This window comes from Polynucleobacter parvulilacunae (assembly GCF_018881715.1).
Classification (GTDB): Bacteria; Pseudomonadota; Gammaproteobacteria; order Burkholderiales; family Burkholderiaceae; genus Polynucleobacter; species Polynucleobacter parvulilacunae.
The window spans coordinates 356,837-379,082 of the sequence record NZ_JACVPW010000001.1 but is presented as its reverse complement, the minus strand read 5'-3'; the positions used below and the strand labels follow the sequence as shown (position 1 = coordinate 379,082).

The following is a 22,246-nucleotide window of genomic DNA, read 5'->3' as shown; positions in this document are numbered from 1 at the left end:
TTTAATAATCTTACAATGGTGGAATGGTTCCACATCTCATTACTGCACTCAGCGGCCCTTTGTTCGAATTAGAGTCAAAGGTTCTAGAAGCGACCCCAACCATTGAGCGTTGGTTCAGGTTGGAATGGCAAGAGCACACGCCACCTTTTTACTGTTCGGTCGATTTACGTAACTCCGGCTTTAAGTTGGCCCCGGTTGATACAAACCTCTTTCCTGGGGGATTCAATAATCTTTCACCGCAAATGTTGCCGCTTGCTGTTCAAGCAGCGATGGCTGCCATTGAGAAGATTTGTCCTGAAGCTAAAAACTTATTGTTGATTCCAGAGCGCCATACTCGCAATACTTTTTATTTGCAGAATATTGCACGCCTGTCTTCAATATTGCGTCAGGCAGGCTTGAATGTTCGCTTAGGCACTTTCTCTGAAGAAATTAAAAAGCCAACCTGGATTGAGCTACCAGATGGAAACCGATTGCTAATGGAGCCGCTTTCACGATTGGGTTTAAAAAAGCAGCGTTTAGGTTTAAAAGACTTTGACCCTTGCTCAATCTTATTAAATAACGACTTGTCTGCAGGTATACCGCCGATTCTGGAAAATATCTATGAGCAGTACTTGTTGCCTGGCTTGCACGCTGGTTGGCATGTACGCCGCAAATCAAATCACTTTGCCGCTTATGAAGAAGTGGCTAAGAAGTTTGCTAAAGTGGTTGATATCGACCCATGGATGATCAACCCCTACTTCACCAGTTGCTCGAATATTAATTTCCATGAGCGTAAAGGTGAGGATGAGCTGCAAACCGCAGTAGAGCAAGTCTTAAAGAAGACTGCGAAAAAATATCGCGAGTATGGCATTAAAGAAAAACCATATGTTGTTGTAAAGGCCGATGCAGGTACTTACGGCATGGGTGTGATGGTCGTAAATGATCCCGCGCAGCTTAAGGGTTTGAATCGTAAAGACCGCAACAAGATGAGTGTGGTCAAGGAAGGTCTTGAAGTTAGTGATGTATTAATTCAAGAAGGCGTCTATACCTTTGAGAAGGTAAATGAAGCGGTTGCTGAGCCAGTGGTGTATATGATTGACCGCTATGTCATTGGTGGCTTCTATCGCGTTCATACTGATCGTGGTCCTGATGAGAATCTGAATGCACCAGGGATGCACTTTGTGCCTTTGGCCTTTGAGCAAAACTCCATGCCCGATCTAGGGGCTAAGCCAGGCAGCGCTGCTCCTAACCGGTTCTACCTTTATGGCGTGGTTGCTCGTTTAGCCCTGCTTGCCGCATCACTAGAGTTAGAGCGTACCGACCCCAATGCAGAAGTTGCATAAATAAATTGCTTATCGCTCAATAGAAAAATGGACCTTCTTTTTATTGCAGACCCCCTTGAGTCTTTCAAGATTCAAAAAGATTCCACGTTCGCGATGATGCGAGTAGCTCAAGAGGCGGGACATCATTTGTGGTTTTGTCAAAGCAAAAATGTTTTATGGAAAGATGATCTGGTAGTTGCTGATTGTCAGTCTTTAGTAATTAAGCCGAGTTCTACAACTTGGTTTGAGTTAGGCGATACGGAGTCTCGGTCACTTAAATCTTTTTCTGCTGTGCTGATGCGTACTGATCCGCCATTTGATATTGAATACCTCAATACCACTTGGTTGCTATCAGCTGCAGTACGTCAGGGAGCTAAAGTATTTAACGAGCCCGGCGCAGTTCGCGATCACTCTGAAAAACTATCGATCACAGAATTCCCAGAACTCATTCCTCCTACCTTAGTCACCCGTGAACTGGCTGCGGTAGAGCGTTTTCATCAAATCCATCACGATATTGTGATTAAGCCCCTGGATGGCATGGGTGGTATGGGTGTGTTTAGGGTGGGACCTGACGGCCTCAATCTTGCTAGCATCGTTGAAACACTTGGCGAGAATGGCGCAAGAACACTTATGGTTCAGCGCTTCTTGCCTGAAATTGCTCAGGGCGATAAGCGGGTACTGTTAATTGGTGGAGAGGTCGTGCCGTTTGCTCTGGCGCGTATTCCGCAGGGCAGTGAAATTCGGGGAAATTTGGCGGCTGGCGGCAAAGGTGTTGCTATGCCTTTAACTGATACAGAAAAGAAGGTTGCTGAACAATTAGCCCCCGTTCTAAACCAGCGTGGATTATTCTTGGTTGGACTCGATTTAATTGGCGGTTATCTCACCGAAATTAATGTGACGAGCCCAACTTGTTTTGTTGAAATCACCAATCAAACTGACTTCAATGTCCCGCAATTTTGGTTGGCAGCACTAGAGAAAGCATTGGCATAAAAATGGTTGGAATTGTCATCGTTGCTCATACACCAGTTGCTAGCGCAATGCTGGGTTTTGCTGAACATACATTTGGCGTAGTGCCTGAGCGGGTTCGAGCTGTTGATATTCCGCCGCATGAAGATACTAAGGCAAGCTTTGATCGAGTCCTCAAGGCTGCATATGGCGTAAATACAGGTAATGGTGTTCTTATATTAACTGACGTAATGGGGGCCACCCCTGCTAATGTGGCTTCTAAGCTGGAAGCCTTAGGCCCCTTATCCGGCCTGAATGCACCTGTGATCGTTTTGGCGGGATTAAATCTACCAATGTTGATGCGTTGCATCTCTCATCGCGGAGAGGGTCTAGAGGAGTTGGCGCAAAAAGCACTTGCTGGTGGGCAGAATGGCATCTTGCGCCTAGGTAGTAAAGTAAACCAAGAATAACTAAGGGTTAGAAGACAATGCCTTCTGCAGAAATTGAAATTATTAATAAATTAGGTTTGCATGCCCGTGCATCTGCAAAGCTTTCTCAGTTGGCTGCGCAGTTTCCTTGTGAAATATTCTTGTCACGAAATGGGCGTCAAATTAATGCTAAGAGCATTATGGGTGTAATGATGCTAGCCGCGGGAATAGGCAGCACTGTAACTCTGGAAACGGTAGGAGAGAAAGCGGATGAAGCAATGGAGGCTCTTACCGCATTAATTAATGATCGCTTTGGTGAAGGCGAGTAAATAGCATGACCTTTGCGTTGCACGGAATCCCAGTATCAAAAGGCATTGCCATTGGCAAAGCCGTACTGATTTCGCGTGCTGCATTAGAAGTTAGTCACTATTTGGTTGAGCCAGGCAAAGAAGAGGTAGAAACTCAAAAGTTATTAGATGCGTTTGGTCAGGTTCGTTTAGAGCTTGAGCAGTTGCGCCAAGGGTTGCCAAAGGATGCGCCACAAGAGATGGCGGCCTTCTTGGATGTGCATGGCATGATCTTGGCTGATCCAGCGTTGGCTGAGAAGCCGATTAAATTAATTCGGACGCAACGGTTAAATGCAGCTTGGGCCTTAACAACTGAGCTCAACGATCTCTTAGAGCAATTTGCCGATATTGAGGATGCATATTTAAAAGAGCGTGCCAATGATATTCGGCAGGTTGCTGAGCGTGTCATTAAAGCCTTAAATGCGCAGAAAAAAGATCCTTTAAACGACTCTGATTTTTTACCTACGAGCGATATCGGAGTTGAGTCAATTATTGTTGCTCACGATATTGCTCCGCACGACATGCTACGTTTTAAAGAGCATGCCTTTACTGGTTTTGTAACAGACCTTGGAGGCAAGACCTCCCATACCGCTATTGTGGCTCGCAGCATGGAGATTCCTGCGGTAGTAGGCGTGCGACATGCAAGCGAAATGATTCGTCATGGCGATTGGTTGGTGTTGGATGGTGAGCGAGGAGTTGTGGTGGTTGCTCCGGATGAGCAGCTGCTAGCCGAATACCGAAAGCTGCAAACTCAAGTCCTAAAAGAGGCTCGTAAGCTTCAGCAGTTAAAGCACGCCAAAACTGAAACAGCTGATCGTGTTGAGATTGAATTATTTGCCAATATTGAGTTGCCGGAAGATGCCATTCAGGCGGTTAAGCTCGGCGCTGTCGGCGTTGGTTTATTCCGCTCCGAGTTTTTATTTATGGACCGCAAGCAGGCCTTACCCGATGAAGAGCAGCAGTATCAGGAATATCGTCGTGTAGTAGATTTGATGCATGGCTTGCCTGTGAACATCAGAACGATTGACGTTGGCGCGGATAAGGCGCTGGGCGGTGGTGGCGATATTTCACAAACAGGCACATCGCCATTGGGATTGCGCGCGATTCGCTGGTCTTTAACTGAACCTGAAATCTTTTTAACTCAGCTCAGGGCAATCTTGCGTGCTTCTGCCCATGGTCAGGCACGCATCATGATCCCCATGTTGGCACATGCTAAAGAAATCGATGAAACATTTAGATTGATTGAAAAAGCGAAGCAGCAATTACATCAACGTGGCAAAGCCTTTAACCCGAATATTCAAGTTGGTGCCATGATTGAAATTCCGGCCGCCGCTTTGGTCTTGCCTTTGTTTATCAATCGCTTCGATTTTCTTTCCATTGGAACGAATGACTTAATTCAGTACACATTAGCGATTGATCGAGCAGATCACGCAGTTGCACATCTGTATGACCCTCTGCATCCCGCGATATTAAATTTGTTGGCAAACATTATTGAGCAAGCTAAGCGCGCAAATGTGCCTGTTGCTGTTTGCGGGGAGATGGCGGGTGATCCTGCGCTAACTAGGTTATTACTGGCGTTAGGATTAACTGACTTTTCAATGCACTTTAGTCAGCTACTGTTAGTCAAGCGCGAGATCCTGCAAGCTAATGTAGGTTTATTAAAAGCCCGTGTGGCCAGAGTCTTGAGAGCATACGAGCCTGAGGAGCAAGCAAAGGCTTTAGAGCGACTGCTGTCTTAATTGCTTGGTGAGTTTTTAGTGGGCCGAGCCACATACTGAGCACTCGGCATTACGGCTAATACGTATTTCGTCAATTTGGGTAGTGCGCCCGTTCCAAAGCAACATTCGCCCCACTAAAGGCTCTCCAAAACCAATTAATACTTGTAGTGCTTGGGCTGCTTGCATGGCACCAATGATGCCCACTAGAGGCGAGAAGATGCCCATACTAGAGCAGCTGACTTCTTCAAATTGCTCATCTGGAGAAAAGATGCACGCATAGCAAGGGGAGTTGGAATTACATGGATTAAAGACGCTCACTTGACCATCGAACTTGAGGGCTGATCCCGAAACCAATGGAACCTTATGCTTAACGCAGGCGGTATTAATCAGGTGTCTGGTTAAAAAGTTATCCGTGCAATCCAAAACAATATCAACGCTTGGCAATAACTCATCTAACAATGAAGTCGTGGCTTTAGCTTGAATGGTTTCAATCTGAATACTGGAATTAAGCTGCTGCAGAAATTCTTTTCCAGAAGCCACTTTGCTTTTACCAATACTGCTTTCAGTGTGCATGATTTGGCGCTGTAAATTGGTAAGCTCCACTTCATCATGATCTACCAAGGTGAGATGGCCAACACCTGCAGCAGCAAGGTAGGGCGCTGCTGCGCTCCCTAGGCCACCAGCCCCGATAACTAATACGTGTGACTTGAGAAGCTGCTCTTGGCCGGCAACATCAATTTCTTCAAGCAATAAATGCCTGGAGTATCGAAGTAACTGCTCGTCATTCATATGCCGGCTGCAGTGTTTAGGATTATTCGAGCTTAGATGAGGAGCGCTTCACAGGCTGACCATTAATAAAGGCCACCGCTTGAGAAAGCATGAAGTCATCTGCGCTACCCAGCTCAGGAGGCTTTTTATTTTTCTCTTTCTCTTTTTCCTCGGGAGTCTTCTTAGCATTTTTTTCTTCAATGCGTTGTAACTCTTCAAGGCGACGTTGCTCACGATCTTTAATGAGTTTGTCTTCGGCGGATTGCTTATTGCGCAGGTGTTTCTCGCTATCAATTTCGCGGGTAATTAGTACGTCATCTGGATCGCCATCTTTATTTTGATCGACAGGAATATCCGGCTTAACTCCAAAGGCCTGAATCGACTTACCACTTGGCGTGTAGTAGTAAGCAGTGGTGATCTTGAGTGCCGAATCATTGGTGAGGGGACGAACAGTTTGTACGGAACCTTTACCAAAAGTTGTTTTTCCAATAATGGTTGCGCGTTTGTAGTCCTGAAGTGCGCCAGCCACAATCTCAGAAGCAGATGCAGAGTAAGCGTTTACCAAAACTACCATCGGAAGCTTTTTAAAGATGGCTGGCACGCCCGCCAAGGGGTCGCCAGGCTCATTTAGGCGGTACATCGCTGGCGTGGCATTGAATACCTGTTTTGAGTCAGGGGATTGGCCTTTGGTAGAGACAATGATTGCATCGGCTGGCAGGAATGCAGCAGCAACTCCTACGGCGCCTTGTAATAAACCACCGCCATTGTTTCGCAAGTCAAGAATGATGCCTTTGAGCTTTGGATCTTGGTTCGCAATTTCAGTGAGTTTTTTGGCTAGATCTGGAACGGTACGTTCTTGAAAGCTAGTGATTCGCACCCAGGCAATATCGTTATCAAGAATTTTGGTTTTTACTGATTGAACTTTAATTTCAGCGCGGGTGATGGTTACTGGAAAGCTGCGCTCTTCACTTTTACGAAATACAGTCAAAGTAATTTTGGTTCCAGGTGTGCCGCGCATAGTGCGAACAGCTTTATCTAATGACATGCCGCGTACTGGTTTGTCATCCAAGCGAGTAATTAAATCTCCTGCTTGTAGGCCAGCACGAGCAGCAGGGCTATCCTCAATAGGGTTTAATACTTTTACTACGCCATCTTCGGAAGTGATTTCAATTCCAAGGCCGGCAAATTTTCCGGAAGTCATCTCTTGCATTTCTGCAAAATCTTTTTTGTCGAGGAAGGTGGAGTGCGGATCCAGGCTGCTGACCATTCCCTTCACAGCATCAGTCAATAACTGCTTATCTTCAATAGGTTCAACATATTCACGCTTAATTTGCGCAAAAACATTAGATAGAGTGCGTAGCTCGTCCAGTGGTAGCTGCGCGCCTTGCTGGGCGGTCGCGGAGAGCTGGATAGTGGCCGCCACACCAGCGATAAGACCAACGGCAATCAGGGCAAAATTCTTTAGAAATTGGCGCATATCTCTTTTGCTTTAATCCAAGTAAAAGTGTTGAATAGGTTTGAGGTTGTCATCTAACTCATAAACTAGTGGCACACCATTTGGAACGTTTACTTCCATGATGGCTTCATCTGACATTTGATCTAGATACTTAATTAATGAGCGAATGCTATTGCCGTGTGCAACTAACAAAACACGCTTTCCAGCTTTGAGTGCAGGTGCAATGGATTCATTCCACAACGGTAATACGCGCTCAACGTTATCTTTTAAACACTCACCCAATGGAATATCAGAAGGATTCAGTTTTGAGTAACGAGGATCATTCTTAGGATTTCGCTCATCTTCGTTTTCAAGTAAAGGTGGACGCACATCGTATGAGCGACGCCAAATGTGAACTTGCTCATCGCCATATTTGGTTGCAGTTTCTGCTTTATTGAGTCCAGTTAGCGCGCCATAGTGACGCTCATTGAGGCGCCAGCTATGCACAACAGGAAGCCACATTAAATCCATGGTGTCTTGCACATGCCAAAGAGTACGAATGGCACGCCTTAAAACGGAGGTGTATGCGACATCAAATTCATAGCCGGCTTTACGTAGGTTTTCACCTGCTGCCAGGGCTTGTTCTGCGCCTTTAGGGGTTAAGTCAACGTCCGCCCAGCCAGTGAAGCGGTTTTCAAGGTTCCAGGCGGATTCGCCATGACGAATAAGGACAAGTTGTTTCATAGAGCCATTCTATAATCCGATGATGAACTTTCTCACGCAAATTGATAATTTAGCGCTTATCGCCCTTCTGTTGGTTTCAGGCGTAGCGCTTTTCCTACCTACATTATCTACGCTTATTGGCGGAAAAGGCTTATCGCCTACCGAAGCGACGATTTGGATTAATCGACGCAAAGCACATGTCTTGGACTTGCGCTCTGAAGAAGCCTTCAGAGCGGGCCATTTGCCTGGTGCCAAATTCGTTAATGCTGCCGGTTTAACTGCAGCCATTGAAAAGCTTAAGTTAGACCGTAAGCACCCAGTAGTCTTGGTTTGCGAAACTGGTGCCCAATCACGCAAACTCGTTGTAGAAGCCCAAAAACTGGGCTTTGCCGAAGTAGGTGCCTTAGATGGCGGTGTTCAGGCTTGGAAAGCTGCTGCACTACCTTTGGTGAAGTAAGGAGAAATCAATGCCTCCAGTAACGATGTATAGCACTCAGGTATGCCCATACTGCGTTATGGCTGAAAAGCTATTGCTTAAAAAAGGCGTGGCCAATTTAGAAAAGATTTTGATTGATCGCGACCCATCCCAACGTGAAATCATGATGACACGTACTGGTCGCCGTACAGTTCCTCAGATTTACATTGGTGATACCCATGTGGGCGGCTATGACGATTTAGTGGCATTGGATCGCGCTGGAAAACTCGATCCTTTATTAACTTAAAAGATAAACACCTAAAGAAAGTTAGCAATGACCGAACAAACTTCTGCACCTCAAGCAAGCCCTGAGCAATCTAAAGAGCCTGGATTTCGTATTCAGAGAATTTACTTAAAAGATGTATCCCTTGAGCAGCCAAACTCTCCGCAGATTTTGTTGGTTGCTTCTGAGCCGCAAGTACAAGTTGAGATTGACATTGCTGTTGCTCCGCTGAGCGAAGGAATCTTTGAGGTTGCATTGAGTTCAACGGTTACCGCTAAGGTTGATTCAAAAGTATTGTTCTTGGTTGAGGCAAAACAAGCTGGCATTTTTGAGCTAAGCAATATCCCTGTTGAGCAAATGGATCCAATGCTCGGTATTGGTTGCCCAACGATTTTGTATCCTTACCTGCGCTCAAACATCGCCGACATTATTAGTCGTGCAGGCTTCCAGCCAATTCATTTGAATGAGATTAACTTCCACGGTATGTATGAGCATCGCTTGATGCAGGCTCAACAAGAAGCTGCCGCTAGGGATGGGGCAGCCTCAGAGAGCAAGCCTCACTAAGCTCAACGAGCGAGCCCACAGATCATGAAAGTGACACTGCTTGGTGCTGGCGCTTGGGGAACGGCGATGGCGGCACAAGCCGCTCGCCACCTCCAAGAGGGTGACGTTTGTTTGTGGTCGCGCAGCAAACAGCAATTAGAAGATATTCAAAAAAGTAGTGAAAATCAGACTTATCTTTCGGGGATTAAGTTGCCTAAAGGCCTGAAGTTTGAGAGTGATTTTTCTACTGCAATCAAAAGACTCTCTAGCGATGACCTCTTGGTTATCGCTACACCAATGTCGGGCCTTTCCGAAACAATTGCTCAAGCCTTAAAGATTGCCGAGCATCCACTCAACATCATTTGGTTGTGCAAGGGTCTTGAGCCCAATACCGCTTTATTGCCCCATCAAGTTGTGGAGCGCGAAAGCAAGATTCATTCTCATGGCTTAGCCCATTCGTATGGCGCTTTATCTGGCCCAAGCTTTGCTCGTGAGGTTGGCGCAGGGATGCCGTGTGCTTTAACAGTTGTCAGCAAATCTACAAAACTGTGTGAGACGGTTCAGGTCGCGTTTCACCACGGCAATATGCGTGTGTATTCAAGCGATGACCTCATCGGTGTTGAATTGGGTGGGGCAATTAAGAATGTCTTGGCGATCGCTGCAGGTATTGGCGATGGTCTTGACTTGGGTCTTAATGCCCGCGCTGCAGTTCTTACGCGAGGCTTGGCAGAGATGATGCGCCTGGTTAAAGCGGCTGGCGGTAAATCTGAAACTTGTATGGGGCTAACCGGTGTTGGAGATTTAATCTTGACAGCTACTGGGGATCTCTCTCGCAATCGTCGAGTGGGTCTTGAGCTTGCTGCTGGTAAATCTTTGCCAGAGATTTTGGCAAGTCTCGGTCACGTTGCTGAGGGCGTGCTTTGTGCGGCAGCAGTGGGCGATTTGGCAAAACGTTTAGGTGTTGAGATGCCGATTACTGCCATGATGGGTGAAGTCTTATCTGGAAAGTTGAAACCGCATGATGCGGTTAAGAAGCTCATGGGGCGCGACCCAAAAATCGAGTCGTAAAAAAGTGATATACGGCGGCTTCTTACTGACCGCCTTCAAGGCCATTTTGGCGCCAAGCTTCATACACAACAATTGCTACGGTATTGGATAAGTTCAGACTCCGACTACTGTCTTGCATTGCAAGACGCATGCGATTAGCCGCTGGAATGGAATCCCTCACTTCATCAGTGATGCCTTTGGTCTCAGATCCAAAAATAAAGTAATCGTTGGGTGAATACTGGCCTTCATGAAACTTACCTGAGCCTTTGGTGGTCAATGCAAAAAGGTGCTGAGGATCAGGCTCTTCATCTTTTAAAAATTGCGCCCAATTTTTGTGAACCTTGACTCTGGCAAACTCGTGATAGTCCAAGCCTGCTCTGCGTAACTTGGCATCCTCCATCGGAAATCCAAGCGGCTCAATGAGATGAAGCTTGGCTCCGGTATTCGCACACAGGCGAATGATGTTCCCGGTATTTGGTGGAATTTCTGGTTCGAATAAAACAATATTAAACATGTGCCACTCTTTAAATTGGTCGCGCAGCTCTGAGTACTACCCAATTAATTACGCGAGATACGCCATTGTGCTTCAGAACGCGCGCAATTTCATTGAGCGTGGCTCCGCTAGTCATTACGTCATCAAAAATAACAACAGTCTGACCTCTAAGACTTTCAATGTATTTTGCCTCGATATAAAACATGTCCTGAATGGCTGAGCGACGACTATCCAGCGAGCTTCCTGCTTGGTGACCGGAATAATGGTGGCGCTGAAGTATGTGGGGTGATTTTTGGATGTGCCTGCTGCACTCAATGCGTTTGGCTAATTCCCAACTTTGATTAAAACCACGCTGCGCTAGCTTTTGAGTACTCAGCGGAACAGGTAGCAAGTAATCTGCAGGCGTATTTTCTAACTCCTCAGCCATGAGCAAGTTCCACGTATTGCCAAGCGCATTCGCAAAAGCAATTCGTTTTTGGTATTTCAATTCATGCAGAGGGGTTTGAAGCACTCCTTCATAGCGATCTAAGCAATAGGTTTCATCAAAGTAGGGTTGAGTGCTTTGGCAGGGGGCGCATCGCTGCTCATTTAATTCGGGGGCCTGAAGCGCAATCCCGCATTGATAACAGCATTGGTAATTCAATAGAGCATTGCCCTTCAATGAATTGAGACACTCATTACATATTGAGAATTTTTGAAACTCTTGACAAGTAATGCAGGCAGTTGGCAAGAGATGCTCGCAAATAGTTTGAAAAATCTTCTCTGGAAATCGCATGGGGCGCTGAGTATACTGAGCCAATGACCCAGCCCATCAGATGGTTACAAGACGAAATTGCAGATCGTATGCTGCAGAAATTAGACATCGTTAAGCTCGATGTAAAAGATGTCTTGATCGTTCCTGATTTTCCCGGCAAACATCTAGGGTTGCTTGCTCAGCGTTATCCAAAGGCGCATATTTTTAGCATTCCTGAAGAAGGTGTTTCAGGATTTCAGATGTGGCGTGCCAAAGCTATGAGTAATTGGCGATCTTTATTCTCTGGCAAAACAGGCGCCTTATCTGATTGCACCCCATCAGGAAGATTTGGTATTCCTGATAATTCTGTTGATTTGGTGATTAGCGATCTCCTATTGCAGGACCTGGAAGACCCAAAACATTTTTTACAAGAGTGTTGGCGCGTTCTGCGCGAGGGCGGCTTAATCTCATTTAGTTATCTTGGGCCCGATACTGGAAAAGAATTGCGCCCTTTAGGTCTTCCTGAACTAAGGCTGCAGAATTTAATGAGTCCTTGGGATATGCACGACATGGGGGATGCTTTAGTGGCTGAACGCTTTTCTGACCCGGTAATGGACATGGAGTACCTAACTCTGGACTATGAAAAACAGGCTCTATTGCTGGCTGATATCCGCGCCCTGAAATTGGCCCATTTGGACTCTCTTGAAATCCCCCAAATAGATGTTTTGCCTCAAAAAATGACCCTAGAAGTAGTTTATGGGCACGCGTGGGCCCTCGGAAAGGACCTTGCAAAGGCCCAGGACAACGTTGCTTATATTGATCTAAATCAAATTGGACGCAAGACTAGGCCAGATTCTGCTTAAGTGTAAGTGCTTACTATCATTTAAACCTTCGCCAAGATTGGATCAGGCTGGGTTATCCCGGTTTGTTGTTGCGCCTAATTAACCCTATAATCACGGCAGGATGTATTGGCTTGAGACCGTTTTTTGGGCATTTTGTGGCATTTTTGCTGCTTTGCTCACGACAATAAACAGAGAATAAGATGAATTTATTTGGAAAAGTCACTAGGGCTTCGCTCTATTTCGCAGTAGCTTTTGGCACTGCTTTTGCTCATGCAGCAGAGAATATGCCTGGTGGCCCAGCTGTTAATCAGCTGAATTTTGCGCCTCCTGCTACCAAAATCATGCAAGAGATTCATTGGTTGCATTGGATGATGTTGGTTATTTGCGCATTGATTTTTATCGGTGTTTTTGGAGTGATGTTCTATTCCATTTTGAAACACCGTAAATCATTAGGTCATAAATCAGCTTCTTTCCACGAGAGCACTACTGTTGAGATTATTTGGACAGTAATTCCATTGCTCATCGTTATCGGTATGGCATTGCCTGCAACAAAAACTGTTGTGGCAATGAAAGACACTACTAATTCTGACATCACTATTAAGACCACTGGTTACCAGTGGAAGTGGGGTTACGACTACATCAAAGGCGAAGGCGAAGGCATTAGTTTCTTGTCTACCTTGTCCACTTCCCGCGAAGCAATCAATAACTTGGCACCTAAATCAAATACGTATTTGATGGAAGTTGACAATGAAATGGTTGTACCGGTCGGCAAGAAAATTCGTTTGATCACTACAGCTAATGACGTTATTCACGCTTGGACTATCCCAGCGTTTGGCGTTAAGCAAGATGCAATCCCAGGCTTCGTTCGTGACACATGGTTTAGAGCGGACAGGATTGGTACATTCCGCGGTCAGTGTTCTGAGCTTTGCGGTGCAGAGCATGCCTTCATGCCTATCGTTGTAAGAGTAGTTTCACAAGAGGATTACACCGCTTGGGTTGCTGAGAAGAAAAAAGCAATGGGTGCTGGCGGCGATGATCCATCTAAGGTTTACACCTTGGAAGAGCAAAAGGAGCGCGGTGCGAAAGTATATGCAGCTAATTGCGCAGCATGTCACCAGCCTAATGGTAAAGGTGCCGGTGCATTCCCAGCATTGGACGGCAGCAAAGTGGTTAACGGACCTAAAGCTGGCCAGTTCAATATTTTGCTGAATGGTAAAAATGCAATGCCGAAGTGGGCAGGCGTACTTTCCGATGGAGATATTGCAGCCGTGATTACCTATACCCGTAATTCATGGGGTAATAAAACGGGCGAAGTGATTCAGACGCAGGAAATTATTACTGCACGCGGCCAGTAATTCAGATTAACTAATACAGATAAAACGAAACCGGAGTAATCCATGAGCACAGTCTCTACTACCCACGACCACGCACACGATCACGCGCATGATGATCACACGCCACACGGCTGGCGTCGTTGGTTGTTTGCAACTAACCACAAAGACATCGGCACGATGTATTTGATATTCTCGTTTGTTAGCTTATTAGCTGGCGGCACGATGGCCCTGGGAATTCGTCTAGAGTTGTTCCAGCCTGGTTTGCAGTTCTTGCGCCCAGAGTTCTTCAATCAATTGACTACCATGCACGGTTTGGTGATGGTGTTCGGTGCGATCATGCCAGCCTTCGTTGGTTTTGCTAACTGGATGGTGCCATTGCAAATCGGTGCCTCCGATATGGCATTCGCACGTATGAACAACTTTAGCTTCTGGATTCTTCCAGTAGCAGCGACATTGTTGCTCAGCTCATTCCTAGTTCCTGGTGGTGCTCCATCAGGTGGCTGGACTATCTATGCTCCATTGACTTCACAAATGGGCCCTGGCATGGACATGGCGATTTTTGCTCTTCACTTGTTGGGTGCTTCATCCATCATGGGTTCGATCAACATCATCGTGACTATCTTGAATATGCGCGCTCCTGGCATGACATTGATGAAGATGCCAATGTTCTGCTGGACTTGGTTGATTACTGCTTACTTGTTGATTGCTGTGATGCCTGTATTGGCCGGCGCAATCACCATGGTGCTGACTGATCGTCATTTCGGTACTTCATTCTTCTCCGCTGTTGGCGGCGGTGACCCAATTATGTTCCAGCATATTTTCTGGTTCTTTGGTCATCCAGAGGTTTACATCATGATTCTTCCAGCGTTCGGAATCATCAGTGAAATCGTTCCTGCTTTCTCCAGAAAAACATTGTTTGGCTACAGCTCAATGGTTTATGCAACCGCATCGATTGCGATTTTGTCATTCATCGTTTGGGCTCACCACATGTTTGCAACTGGTATGCCAGTAACTGGTCAATTGTTCTTCATGTACGCAACCATGTTGATTGCTGTTCCAACTGGTGTGAAGATTTTTAACTGGGTCGCAACCATGTGGAAAGGTTCCATGACCTTTGAAACTCCAATGTTGTGGGCTATTGGTTTCATCTTCGTTTTCACTATGGGTGGCTTTACTGGTTTGATCTTAGCGATGGCTCCAATTGACATCGGCGTTCAGGATACTTACTACGTTGTTGCTCACTTCCACTATGTATTAGTAGCAGGTTCATTGTTTGCGATGTTTGCTGGCTTCTACTACTGGTGTCCTAAGTGGACTGGTCGCATGGCCAATGAAACTCGCGGCAAGATCCATTTCTGGACTTCCATGATTTTCTTTAACGTGACCTTCTTCCCCATGCACTTCTTGGGCTTGGCAGGTATGCCACGTCGTTACGCTGACTACCCAACGCAGTTCGCTGATTTCAATATGGTTGCTTCAATCGGCGCATTGGGCTTTGGCTTGTCGCAGGTTTATTTCTTGTTCTTCGTTGTGCTTCCTGCATACCGTGGCCAAGGTGAAAAAGCACCGATGAAGCCATGGGATGGCGCCAAAGGTCTTGAGTGGACAGTACCCTCACCAGCACCACACCACACTTTTGAAACTCCGCCTAGTGCAGAGCAAATGCGTGAAGCCGGAATTTAAGTCTTCAGAGAAGCAAGCCCTTACTGCGAATAATCGCAGGATGGGCTTCATTCTCTTGAGCGTTGTAGTAACTTTTTTTATTGGTATTGTGATTAAACGGAGTATGTTGGGTTAATCCCGTCGCTGACAATGGTTTCAACTCAATCACTCAATCGCCAAATTTTATTAAAGCTCTTAATTGCAGCAGTAATGATGTTTGGTTTTGGTTACGCTTTGGTTCCAATGTACAAGGCCTTGTGTGAGGTCACTGGAATTAATGTAGTGACGAGCAAGAATGATTACGGCGTTAGAGCCTTTAGCCCTAATAGGGTTGGCAATACCCAGGTTAACTATGCTCGCACAGTAACGATTGAGTTTGATTCGAATAGCCGTGGCCCGTTTACGTTTAAGCCAGTAAAGAATTTTTTAGAAGTGCACCCTGGTGAAATGACCGAGATTGTTTATGAGGTAACAAACAATCAGAACCGCTCAGTAAGAGCACAGGCAATCCCAAGTTATGCACCTAAAAGTGCAACAGAGTTTTTTACGAAATTAGAGTGCTTTTGTTTTCAGGAACAAACGCTAGCAGCAAATGAAACAAAAAAGATGCCGGTAGTCTTTGTGATTGATGCAGGTTTACCGGATGATGTAAAAACAATTACTTTGTCATATACCTTCTTTGAACTGGGCTTAGGCGGCACTCCTCCAGCCCCAAAAACAAGGATGGCTTCATGAAAAAGAAAAGTAGTTTTATGCAGTCTATGAAAGCCGTGATGTGGGGCTTTTTAGGGGTGCGTAAAAAATCAGGTTTGCAGGAAGATGTAGCGTCATTAAGTTTTGTGCACATTATCATTGCGGGTGTTGTTGGGGCCTTAATTTTTATGGCTGTCCTGCTCTTGATAGTGAAAGCAGTTGTGTCCCATTGATTATTTTTTGATTGAATAGAGAGAATAAGATGTCATCCAATTCAACCCCATACTATTTCGTCCCTGGACTATCTAGACATCCAGCAATGGCCGCATTTGGCTTAATTGCTTTTGCCTTCGGTATCTCTGGGTGGGTAAATCATGCTTCATGGGGCGGCCCCCTCTGCCTTACTGGCGTAGCTTTCGTTCTCTATGTGCTCTATAACTGGTTTGGTGACACGATTGCAGAATCAAATGCAGGCAAGAATGGTATCAACGTAGATATCTCTTATCGCTGGTCAATGGCATGGTTCATCTTCTCTGAAATTATGTTCTTCGGCGCATTCTTTGCTGCCCTTTTCTATGCACGCAATATTGCAATGCCTTGGATGGGTGATGTCGAGAGCAAATTACTATGGCCTAATTTTCAGGCCGTATGGCCAAATGATGGTCCTGCTGGTTTGGTAGAGAAGTTCACCACCATGGGTCCTTGGCCAATTCCAACCATCAACACATTGTTGTTGTTGAGCTCTGGAGTGACGATTACTATTGCTCACCATGCATTAGTAGAGAACCACATGAAAAAAGCCATCATTGGCTTGGCTGCAACGGTTGGCTTAGGCTTTATCTTCTTGTGCTTCCAAGGCTACGAGTACTACCATGCATACCATGAGTTGAACTTGAAATTGACTTCAGGTATCTATGGCTCCACTTTCTTCATGTTGACTGGTTTCCATGGCTTCCACGTGTTCCTTGGCGGCACTATGTTGGCGATTGTGTTGCGTCGCATGATTCGCGGCGACTTTACCTCTAAGCATCACTTTGCCTTTGAAGGTGCTGCCTGGTACTGGCACTTCGTTGACGTTGTCTGGCTCGGTCTGTACATCGCTGTTTACTGGATGTAAGTAAGAATAAAAATCGGGGCCTAAAGCCCCGATTTGTTTTTAGTAGCCTGTTTATTGAGGCTCTAATTAGTTGGTGCCCACTTTAATTCCGGTGGCTTCAATCAGGCCAAAGTAGTGGGCCAGAAGAATACCCAGGAATAAGGCGATAGATAAGCCAATACGCAGCATGAGCGAATAAACCATGCGCGAGCTATTGCCCCTATCTTTCATCATGTAATACAAGGCTGATCCTAAGCTAAAAACAATCATTAGTAGGACAATCGGAATAAGCCACTTCATCTCAAATCCTTATATTTAATTCTTTTGAATAGTCTTTTAACTGCCCTCATCGCTAAGCGCATAGTTGCTACTGTATCAGCCTTGCTGGTGATTGCGATCGGCTGTGGCGCTGGTATTTGGCAGCTGGGTAGGGCCGATACCAAGATTGCCTTGGCAGCTAATTTGCTGGCTCGACAACAAATGCCTATCTTGAACGCGAATATAGGTTCTTGGACCTTAGAGGAGGCAAGTGAGCGACGCATGATAGCTCGCGGGCAATATATTCCTGAGGCAGCCATCTGGCTGGATAACCGGCCAAGACCTATTCCTCCGGCTGGCGCTACTAACGCACAGTCTGGCTTCTATCTAATGATGCCTTTGAAGCTTGAGGGTAGGGATGAGGTGCTGTGGATCAACCGAGGTTGGGCACCGCGTAACAATGAAAATCGCGAGACGCTACCGCCTGTTAAAACGCTTAATAAGACGGTCAATATTGAGGGTATCGTATTTGCTCATCCAGGCAAAGTCTATGAGTTGGGGAGCGGTAAGAACTCTGCTGACATCAGCAAACCTAGAATCGAGCAAAACTTTGATTTGGTGGCCGAAGGAAAGCTGCGCGATTGGAATCAACGTCCTTTTATATTGCGCGAAACTGAGGCAGGGGCTGAAGACGGTCTATTGCGTGACTGGGCGCCGCTGACAAGCGGTGTCGATCGCCATTATGCTTATGCATTCCAGTGGTTTGCATTGGCTTTTGCTGGATTTGTATTTTGGTTATTAAGCGGTCTACGGCAATATAAAAGTCAGGGCATAGGTAAAAGTAAGGGTCAAAGATTGATGAATGGGGATCAAGGGTGAGTGATAAAGAGTTATTAATTCCGGCATCACAGGTAGATTCTGCAGCGATTAATGCGCGTACTCGTCGCGGTCGTATTCAGATGCTGCTCCTATTGCTAGCTTGCGCATCTCCAGTGATTGCTTCCTATTTTGCTTACTACGTGATTAAGCCCGCAGGCGGTAAAACGAATCTGGGAACGCTCGTTTATCCAGCGCAAGACTTCGATACCGCATGGCTTGAGGCGCCAATAAAAGGCAAGTGGACCCTTTTGATTGCTCGTCCAGCTGGCGAGTGCCAAATCAAGGATGAGAAATGTATTGAGGCTTTATTTTTGATGCGTCAGACAAGGGTCGCTATGGGCAGGGAAAGTGGCCGCTTACAGCTCATTTGGGTCAATACAGACGGCAAGCCTGTAGACCCTGAAGTGATCAAGATTTATGACGAAAAGACAGCGGGTCTAAAGGTAGTTTCGCTCCCGGCTGATCCCAAACTCAGAGGGCAATTCGATGCCTGGTTGAATAAAGAAGGCGCTGGTCAACAGATACAACTCATTGATCCAAGTCCTGCCAAGATGATGTATTTCCCGGTAACAAATTCTCCTAAAGAATTCTCAAGCATGAAAAAAGACTTGGAAAAACTCTTGAAGTTAAATCACAAGGGTGAGAATTTGTAATGCAAAGCGTGTTTTTGTTTCTAGAGTTGGCCGCCATTGCCATTATTTTTGCGGGCTTACCACTCTTCTATCTTTGGAAAAAACCAGGCTATAGTTTTTTTCAAAAGCTCAATTGGGTATTAGTCTTTATGACTTTTGATCTGATTGTGTTTGGTGCGTTTACACGCCTTACGGACTCTGGTTTGGGTTGCCCCGATTGGCCTGGATGCTATGGAGTATCAAATCCTTTTCACGCGCTAACGGATATACAGCAAGCTGAGAGCGCTTGGCCTACTGGGCCGGTTACTATTATTAAAGCCTGGATCGAGATGATTCATCGCTACTTGGCAATGACGGTTGGCGCATTGATTTTGGTGCAAGTAGGAATCGCTTTTACTAAGTTGAAGTCCTTAGGAAAAAATCCTTTATTCGGTAGCTTGGGATTACTCTTATTGGTCTGTATGCAAGGCACTTTTGGCGCTTGGACAGTTACTTTGAAGTTGCAGCCAATTATTGTTACCGTTCACTTGATGTTAGCTTTAGTGTTGCTGGCATGCTTAACTGCTTATGCGCAACAGTCATGGGAGAGCAAGTCTTCTTCCGTTCGAACCATTCGCATTCGGCCACTTTCAGCACAATTGCTTACTCTTTCTTTCATAGTTTTATTTATTCAAGTTTTCTTAGGTGCTTGGGTAAGTACGAATTACGCTGTGTTAGCATGCCCCGATTTTCCAACTTGCATGGGAGCTGCTTGGCCGGAAACGAATTGGGCCGAAGGCTTTACGCTATGGCGTCAGCTTGGCCTAAATGCCCAGGGAGAATTCATTTCCCCTGTTGCATTGCAGACCATTCATTGGGCACATCGCCTTTTTGCAATGCTGGTATTGGTGGTGCTAGGTACTTTAGGGTGGAGGGGTGTACAGCTGGCAACCCCCGTCTTATCGGGTCTTGGCCAGGTAGCCAAGCTGCTGCTTGGACTGCTTCTCTTGCAGTTGATTACAGGCATTTCTAATGTGGTATTTCAGTGGCCCTTATTGGCCGCCCTATTACATACTGCTGGCTCTGCTGCTTTGGTATTCTGTTTGGTCAGAATGAGTTATTGGGCTTCTTGGAAGCCTTTCATTCAAAAGAAAATTGTATAAATATGAGCGACTCTAAAACAAGCGCACCAGTGGCCATGCCACGTTGGCGTCAATATTGGGTTTTAACCAAACCTAGAGTGACTCAGCTCGCCGTTTTTTGTGCGGTCATCGGAATGTTTTTGGCAACTCCTGGGATGGTTCCTTACCCGGTACTCTTCGGGGGCATTGTAGGTATCTGGCTTTTGGCGGGCGCGGCATTTGCAGTGAACTGCTTAATCGAACAAGCAGTCGATGCCAAGATGAAACGTACCGCTTGGCGTCCATCGGCAACGGGGGAGGTGACACCTTTCCACATCATTATTTTCTCAATCATTTTGGGTTCACTTGGAATGATTATTTTGTGGAACTTCTGCAATCCTTTAACAATGTGGCTAACACTCGCTACCTTCGTTGGCTATGCAGTGATCTATACCTGGCTCCTAAAACCCGCCACGCCACAAAACATTGTGATTGGTGGTTTATCGGGCGCTATGCCTCCTGCGCTGGGCTGGGCGGCTGTAACCAACACGCTTTCTGCAGAAGCATGGCTCTTAGTCTTGATCATTTTTGTATGGACACCCCCGCATTTCTGGGCATTGGCTTTATATCGTCGCGATGACTATGTGCAGTCTGGCTTGCCGATGTTGCCAGTAACTCACGGAGAGCGCTTTACGCTGCTTAATATCGTGCTCTACACCCTGATCTTGATTGCGGCTACGATGCTGCCTTACATCTACGGGATGAGCGGTATGGTGTATTTAATCTCAGCCATCATTCTCGGTTTATTGTTCTTAGCTTATGTGATTGCGCTATTTATTTCTTATAGCGATGCGTTGGCTAAGAAAACTTTCCGCTTTTCAATTACCTATCTTTCGCTACTCTTTGCGGCGCTCCTGGTAGATCATTACTTCCTCTAAGATCAATATGAATTTTCTTCGCGTCTGTTTTTTGGCAATCCTTTGTTTCGTATTGACTGCATGCAGCCCTAAACCGGAATTCAAAAATATTGATATCACTGGCAGCACAGCGTTTGGCAAAGACTTTAGTTTGGTAGATCCTGACGGCAAGGTGAGAACCTTGGCAGACTTCAAGGGCAAAGTAGTAGTGATGTTCTTTGGTTATACCCAGTGCCCAGATATCTGCCCAACGACATTAACAGAGATGCAGCAGGTCATGACCCTGCTGGGCGCCCAGTCAGATAAGGTTCAGGTACTTTTTGTAACCGTCGATCCTGAGCGAGATACTGCTGAGATTCTCAAGCAATATGTGCCTGCATTTGATCCACGCTTCTTGGGATTGCGCCCTGCGGATGAAGCTGCTTTAGAAAAAGTGACTAAGGACTTTAAGATCTATTACAAGAAAGTGCCAGGTACCAAGCCGGGCTCTTATACGATGGATCACACAGCAGGAAGCTATGCCTTTGATCCTGAGGGTCGTTTGCGTTTATATATTAAACACGCTCAAGGTCCAGAGACCTTGGCGCATGACTTGAAAGAACTGCTGAAGTAAAAAATGAAAAGGGTTCTTAATCGAACCCTTTTTTATTTAGGCTGCCTGGAGTAGTCCACGCATCTTTTTAAGGGCAGCCGTTTCAATTTGGCGAACGCGTTCCGCAGAGATGCCATATTCATCTGCAAGATCATGTAATGTCTTTGTGCCATTACCTTCAGCATCCATTGCCAACCAACGAGATTGCACGATATTGCGACTACGCTCGTCTAAAGCCATGAGTGCTTGATCTAGCTTAGGGCCTTGAAGTGCATCTGCTTCAGCGCTGGCAATGCGTGCAGTAGGCTCTTGAGAGTTGTCTGCAAGCCATTGAATCGGTGCGTAAGCGGACTCATCATCACTGTCATCACCTTCTAAGGCAACATCTCCACCAGCAAGACGCATTTCCATTTCTTTAACGTCAGAGCCTTTGACATCAAGTGCTTTAGCCAAGGCATCTACTTCGCTAGGAGTAAGGGCGCTTAAAGTTGGTTTATTACTGCGTAAGTTAAAGAACAGTTTGCGTTGTGCTTTTGTAGTTGCGGTTTTAACTAAACGCCAATTTTTGAGAATGTACTCATGAATCTCTGCTTTGATCCAGTGGATTGCATAAGACACAAGACGTGCGCCATTGTTTGGGTCGTAGCGTTTCACCGCTTTCATCAAGCCAATATTGCCTTCTTGAATTAAGTCAGCATGTGGAATCCCATAGCCAAGATATTGACGAGCAACAGAAACAACTAAGCGCAAATGTGAGAGCACTAAAGTTTTAGCAGCATCGACATTTTCTGTGCGACGAAATTCCTGCGCAAGATGTAACTCATCCGCAGCGCTAAGCATAGGTACGCGATTAACGTACGCAATGTAAGAATCGAGAGTGCCAACCCCAAGTGTTGGCAGTATTGGAAAAGCAGACGCCGCCGCAGTCTGCGCGACTGGCAGTGTTTGCAAATTCGGTTTGTCAGATTTCTTTTGAACCATTTTTTCTTATAAATATGAGGTGTTAATAGAAGTCTATTTTAGCACTCTTGTCAAGAGAGTGCTAATGGTTTTTAGGCAGTT

28 protein-coding genes are annotated in these 22,246 nt (G+C 45.9%); 21 read left to right on the top strand and 7 right to left on the bottom strand.

Features of this window, described 5'->3' with window-relative positions:
• The first annotated feature begins 23 nt into the window (after positions 1 to 23).
• Genes gshA through ptsP form a run of 5 tightly spaced genes read left to right on the top strand, consistent with a single transcriptional unit; the run spans position 24 to position 4,760 of the window.
• Positions 24 to 1,322: a glutamate--cysteine ligase gene (gene gshA / locus ICN18_RS01940; protein ID WP_216188855.1), complete on the top strand. Its 1,299-nt coding sequence runs from the start codon at positions 24 to 26 to the stop codon at positions 1,320 to 1,322.
• 27 nt (positions 1,323 to 1,349) lie between these two features.
• On the top strand, positions 1,350 to 2,291 hold the full coding sequence (gene gshB, locus ICN18_RS01935; RefSeq protein ID WP_216188854.1) for a glutathione synthase: 942 nt from the start codon (positions 1,350 to 1,352) through the stop codon (positions 2,289 to 2,291).
• A 2-nt stretch (positions 2,292 to 2,293) separates the two neighbouring features.
• Positions 2,294 to 2,716, top strand: coding sequence for a PTS sugar transporter subunit IIA (locus ICN18_RS01930; protein ID WP_216188853.1), 423 nt, complete (start codon positions 2,294 to 2,296; stop codon positions 2,714 to 2,716).
• A 17-nt stretch (positions 2,717 to 2,733) separates the two neighbouring features.
• Positions 2,734 to 3,003, top strand: coding sequence for an HPr family phosphocarrier protein (locus ICN18_RS01925; protein WP_216188852.1), 270 nt, complete (start codon positions 2,734 to 2,736; stop codon positions 3,001 to 3,003).
• A 5-nt stretch (positions 3,004 to 3,008) separates the two neighbouring features.
• Positions 3,009 to 4,760: a phosphoenolpyruvate--protein phosphotransferase gene (gene ptsP / locus ICN18_RS01920; protein WP_216188851.1), complete on the top strand. Its 1,752-nt coding sequence runs from the start codon at positions 3,009 to 3,011 to the stop codon at positions 4,758 to 4,760.
• 15 nt (positions 4,761 to 4,775) lie between these two features.
• Here ptsP and ICN18_RS01915 read toward each other — a convergent pair whose 3' ends face one another.
• The 3 genes from ICN18_RS01915 to gpmA are packed head-to-tail and all read right to left on the bottom strand — an operon-like array spanning position 4,776 to position 7,686.
• Positions 4,776 to 5,528, bottom strand: coding sequence for a HesA/MoeB/ThiF family protein (locus ICN18_RS01915; RefSeq protein ID WP_216188850.1), 753 nt, complete (start codon positions 5,526 to 5,528; stop codon positions 4,776 to 4,778).
• Positions 5,529 to 5,550: 22 nt separating this feature from the next.
• Positions 5,551 to 6,984, bottom strand: a complete 1,434-nt coding sequence (locus tag ICN18_RS01910) for a S41 family peptidase (protein ID WP_216188849.1) — start codon at positions 6,982 to 6,984, stop codon at positions 5,551 to 5,553.
• Positions 6,985 to 6,996: 12 nt separating this feature from the next.
• Positions 6,997 to 7,686: a 2,3-diphosphoglycerate-dependent phosphoglycerate mutase gene (gene gpmA, locus ICN18_RS01905; protein WP_216188848.1), complete on the bottom strand. Its 690-nt coding sequence runs from the start codon at positions 7,684 to 7,686 to the stop codon at positions 6,997 to 6,999.
• Positions 7,687 to 7,705: 19 nt separating this feature from the next.
• On the opposite strand from gpmA, the gene ICN18_RS01900 reads away from it, so the two are divergent.
• The 4 genes from ICN18_RS01900 to ICN18_RS01885 are packed head-to-tail and all read left to right on the top strand — an operon-like array spanning position 7,706 to position 9,974.
• Positions 7,706 to 8,122: a rhodanese-like domain-containing protein gene (locus tag ICN18_RS01900; protein WP_255532039.1), complete on the top strand. Its 417-nt coding sequence runs from the start codon at positions 7,706 to 7,708 to the stop codon at positions 8,120 to 8,122.
• Positions 8,123 to 8,132: 10 nt separating this feature from the next.
• A complete protein-coding gene (grxC, locus tag ICN18_RS01895; RefSeq protein WP_216188847.1) occupies positions 8,133 to 8,387 on the top strand; it encodes a glutaredoxin 3 in 255 nt (84 codons plus the stop codon).
• 27 nt (positions 8,388 to 8,414) lie between these two features.
• Complete coding sequence (secB, locus tag ICN18_RS01890) at positions 8,415 to 8,927, top strand: protein-export chaperone SecB (protein WP_216188846.1); 513 nt, start codon at positions 8,415 to 8,417, stop codon at positions 8,925 to 8,927.
• Positions 8,928 to 8,951: 24 nt separating this feature from the next.
• Entirely contained in the window at positions 8,952 to 9,974 is a 1,023-nt protein-coding gene (locus ICN18_RS01885; protein WP_216188845.1) for an NAD(P)H-dependent glycerol-3-phosphate dehydrogenase, read from the top strand.
• A gap of 22 nt (positions 9,975 to 9,996) precedes the next feature.
• Here the strand turns inward: ICN18_RS01885 and trmL are convergent, their stop codons facing one another.
• Both trmL and ICN18_RS10490 read right to left on the bottom strand, forming a co-directional pair.
• The gene (trmL, locus tag ICN18_RS01880; RefSeq protein ID WP_216188844.1) at positions 9,997 to 10,467 is read right to left on the bottom strand and encodes a tRNA (uridine(34)/cytosine(34)/5-carboxymethylaminomethyluridine(34)-2'-O)-methyltransferase TrmL; all 471 of its coding nucleotides are present in this window, start codon (positions 10,465 to 10,467) and stop codon (positions 9,997 to 9,999) included.
• Positions 10,468 to 10,477: 10 nt separating this feature from the next.
• Positions 10,478 to 10,957: a ComF family protein gene (locus ICN18_RS10490; protein WP_369411848.1), complete on the bottom strand. Its 480-nt coding sequence runs from the start codon at positions 10,955 to 10,957 to the stop codon at positions 10,478 to 10,480.
• 287 nt (positions 10,958 to 11,244) lie between these two features.
• Here ICN18_RS10490 and ICN18_RS01870 point away from each other — a divergent pair, with 287 nt between their 5' ends.
• The 7 genes from ICN18_RS01870 to ICN18_RS01840 all read left to right on the top strand — a co-directional run bounded on the left by ICN18_RS01870 (position 11,245) and on the right by ICN18_RS01840 (position 16,827).
• On the top strand, positions 11,245 to 12,042 hold the full coding sequence (locus tag ICN18_RS01870) for a class I SAM-dependent methyltransferase (RefSeq protein ID WP_216188842.1): 798 nt from the start codon (positions 11,245 to 11,247) through the stop codon (positions 12,040 to 12,042).
• A 263-nt stretch (positions 12,043 to 12,305) separates the two neighbouring features.
• A complete protein-coding gene (gene coxB, locus ICN18_RS01865) occupies positions 12,306 to 13,376 on the top strand; it encodes a cytochrome c oxidase subunit II (protein WP_439650813.1) in 1,071 nt (356 codons plus the stop codon).
• A 42-nt stretch (positions 13,377 to 13,418) separates the two neighbouring features.
• Positions 13,419 to 15,038 (top strand): cytochrome c oxidase subunit I, encoded by a 1,620-nt coding sequence (gene ctaD / locus ICN18_RS01860; RefSeq protein WP_216188840.1) that lies wholly within the window; start codon positions 13,419 to 13,421, stop codon positions 15,036 to 15,038.
• Complete coding sequence (locus ICN18_RS10485) at positions 15,022 to 15,153, top strand: cytochrome oxidase small assembly protein (protein ID WP_216188839.1); 132 nt, start codon at positions 15,022 to 15,024, stop codon at positions 15,151 to 15,153. The genes ctaD and ICN18_RS10485 overlap by 17 nt, the downstream gene beginning before the upstream one ends.
• A gap of 14 nt (positions 15,154 to 15,167) precedes the next feature.
• Positions 15,168 to 15,752 (top strand): cytochrome c oxidase assembly protein, encoded by a 585-nt coding sequence (locus ICN18_RS01850; protein ID WP_216188838.1) that lies wholly within the window; start codon positions 15,168 to 15,170, stop codon positions 15,750 to 15,752.
• On the top strand, positions 15,749 to 15,943 hold the full coding sequence (locus tag ICN18_RS01845) for a DUF2970 domain-containing protein (RefSeq protein ID WP_216188837.1): 195 nt from the start codon (positions 15,749 to 15,751) through the stop codon (positions 15,941 to 15,943). Before ICN18_RS01850 ends, ICN18_RS01845 begins: the two co-directional genes overlap by 4 nt.
• A 29-nt stretch (positions 15,944 to 15,972) precedes the next feature.
• Positions 15,973 to 16,827 (top strand): cytochrome c oxidase subunit 3, encoded by an 855-nt coding sequence (locus ICN18_RS01840; RefSeq protein ID WP_216188836.1) that lies wholly within the window; start codon positions 15,973 to 15,975, stop codon positions 16,825 to 16,827.
• 66 nt (positions 16,828 to 16,893) lie between these two features.
• Here the strand turns inward: ICN18_RS01840 and ICN18_RS01835 are convergent, their stop codons facing one another.
• Positions 16,894 to 17,106, bottom strand: coding sequence for a twin transmembrane helix small protein (locus tag ICN18_RS01835; protein ID WP_216188835.1), 213 nt, complete (start codon positions 17,104 to 17,106; stop codon positions 16,894 to 16,896).
• Positions 17,107 to 17,130: 24 nt separating this feature from the next.
• Between ICN18_RS01835 and ICN18_RS01830 the strand changes: the two genes are divergently transcribed.
• Genes ICN18_RS01830 through ICN18_RS01810 form a run of 5 tightly spaced genes read left to right on the top strand, consistent with a single transcriptional unit; the run spans position 17,131 to position 21,205 of the window.
• A complete protein-coding gene (locus ICN18_RS01830; RefSeq protein WP_255532037.1) occupies positions 17,131 to 17,943 on the top strand; it encodes an SURF1 family protein in 813 nt (270 codons plus the stop codon).
• Complete coding sequence (locus ICN18_RS01825) at positions 17,940 to 18,596, top strand: redox-active disulfide-containing membrane protein (protein WP_216188834.1); 657 nt, start codon at positions 17,940 to 17,942, stop codon at positions 18,594 to 18,596. The genes ICN18_RS01830 and ICN18_RS01825 overlap by 4 nt, the downstream gene beginning before the upstream one ends.
• Positions 18,596 to 19,717, top strand: coding sequence for a COX15/CtaA family protein (locus ICN18_RS01820; protein ID WP_216188833.1), 1,122 nt, complete (start codon positions 18,596 to 18,598; stop codon positions 19,715 to 19,717). The genes ICN18_RS01825 and ICN18_RS01820 overlap by 1 nt, the downstream gene beginning before the upstream one ends.
• A gap of 2 nt (positions 19,718 to 19,719) precedes the next feature.
• On the top strand, positions 19,720 to 20,613 hold the full coding sequence (gene cyoE, locus ICN18_RS01815; RefSeq protein ID WP_216188832.1) for a heme o synthase: 894 nt from the start codon (positions 19,720 to 19,722) through the stop codon (positions 20,611 to 20,613).
• A gap of 7 nt (positions 20,614 to 20,620) precedes the next feature.
• A complete protein-coding gene (locus tag ICN18_RS01810; protein WP_216188831.1) occupies positions 20,621 to 21,205 on the top strand; it encodes an SCO family protein in 585 nt (194 codons plus the stop codon).
• Positions 21,206 to 21,241: 36 nt separating this feature from the next.
• Here ICN18_RS01810 and rpoH read toward each other — a convergent pair whose 3' ends face one another.
• Positions 21,242 to 22,165 carry an RNA polymerase sigma factor RpoH gene (gene rpoH, locus ICN18_RS01805; RefSeq protein WP_216188830.1) on the bottom strand — a complete coding sequence of 308 codons (924 nt, stop codon included), beginning with the start codon at positions 22,163 to 22,165 and terminating at the stop codon, positions 21,242 to 21,244.
• Positions 22,166 to 22,246 lie beyond the last annotated feature (81 nt).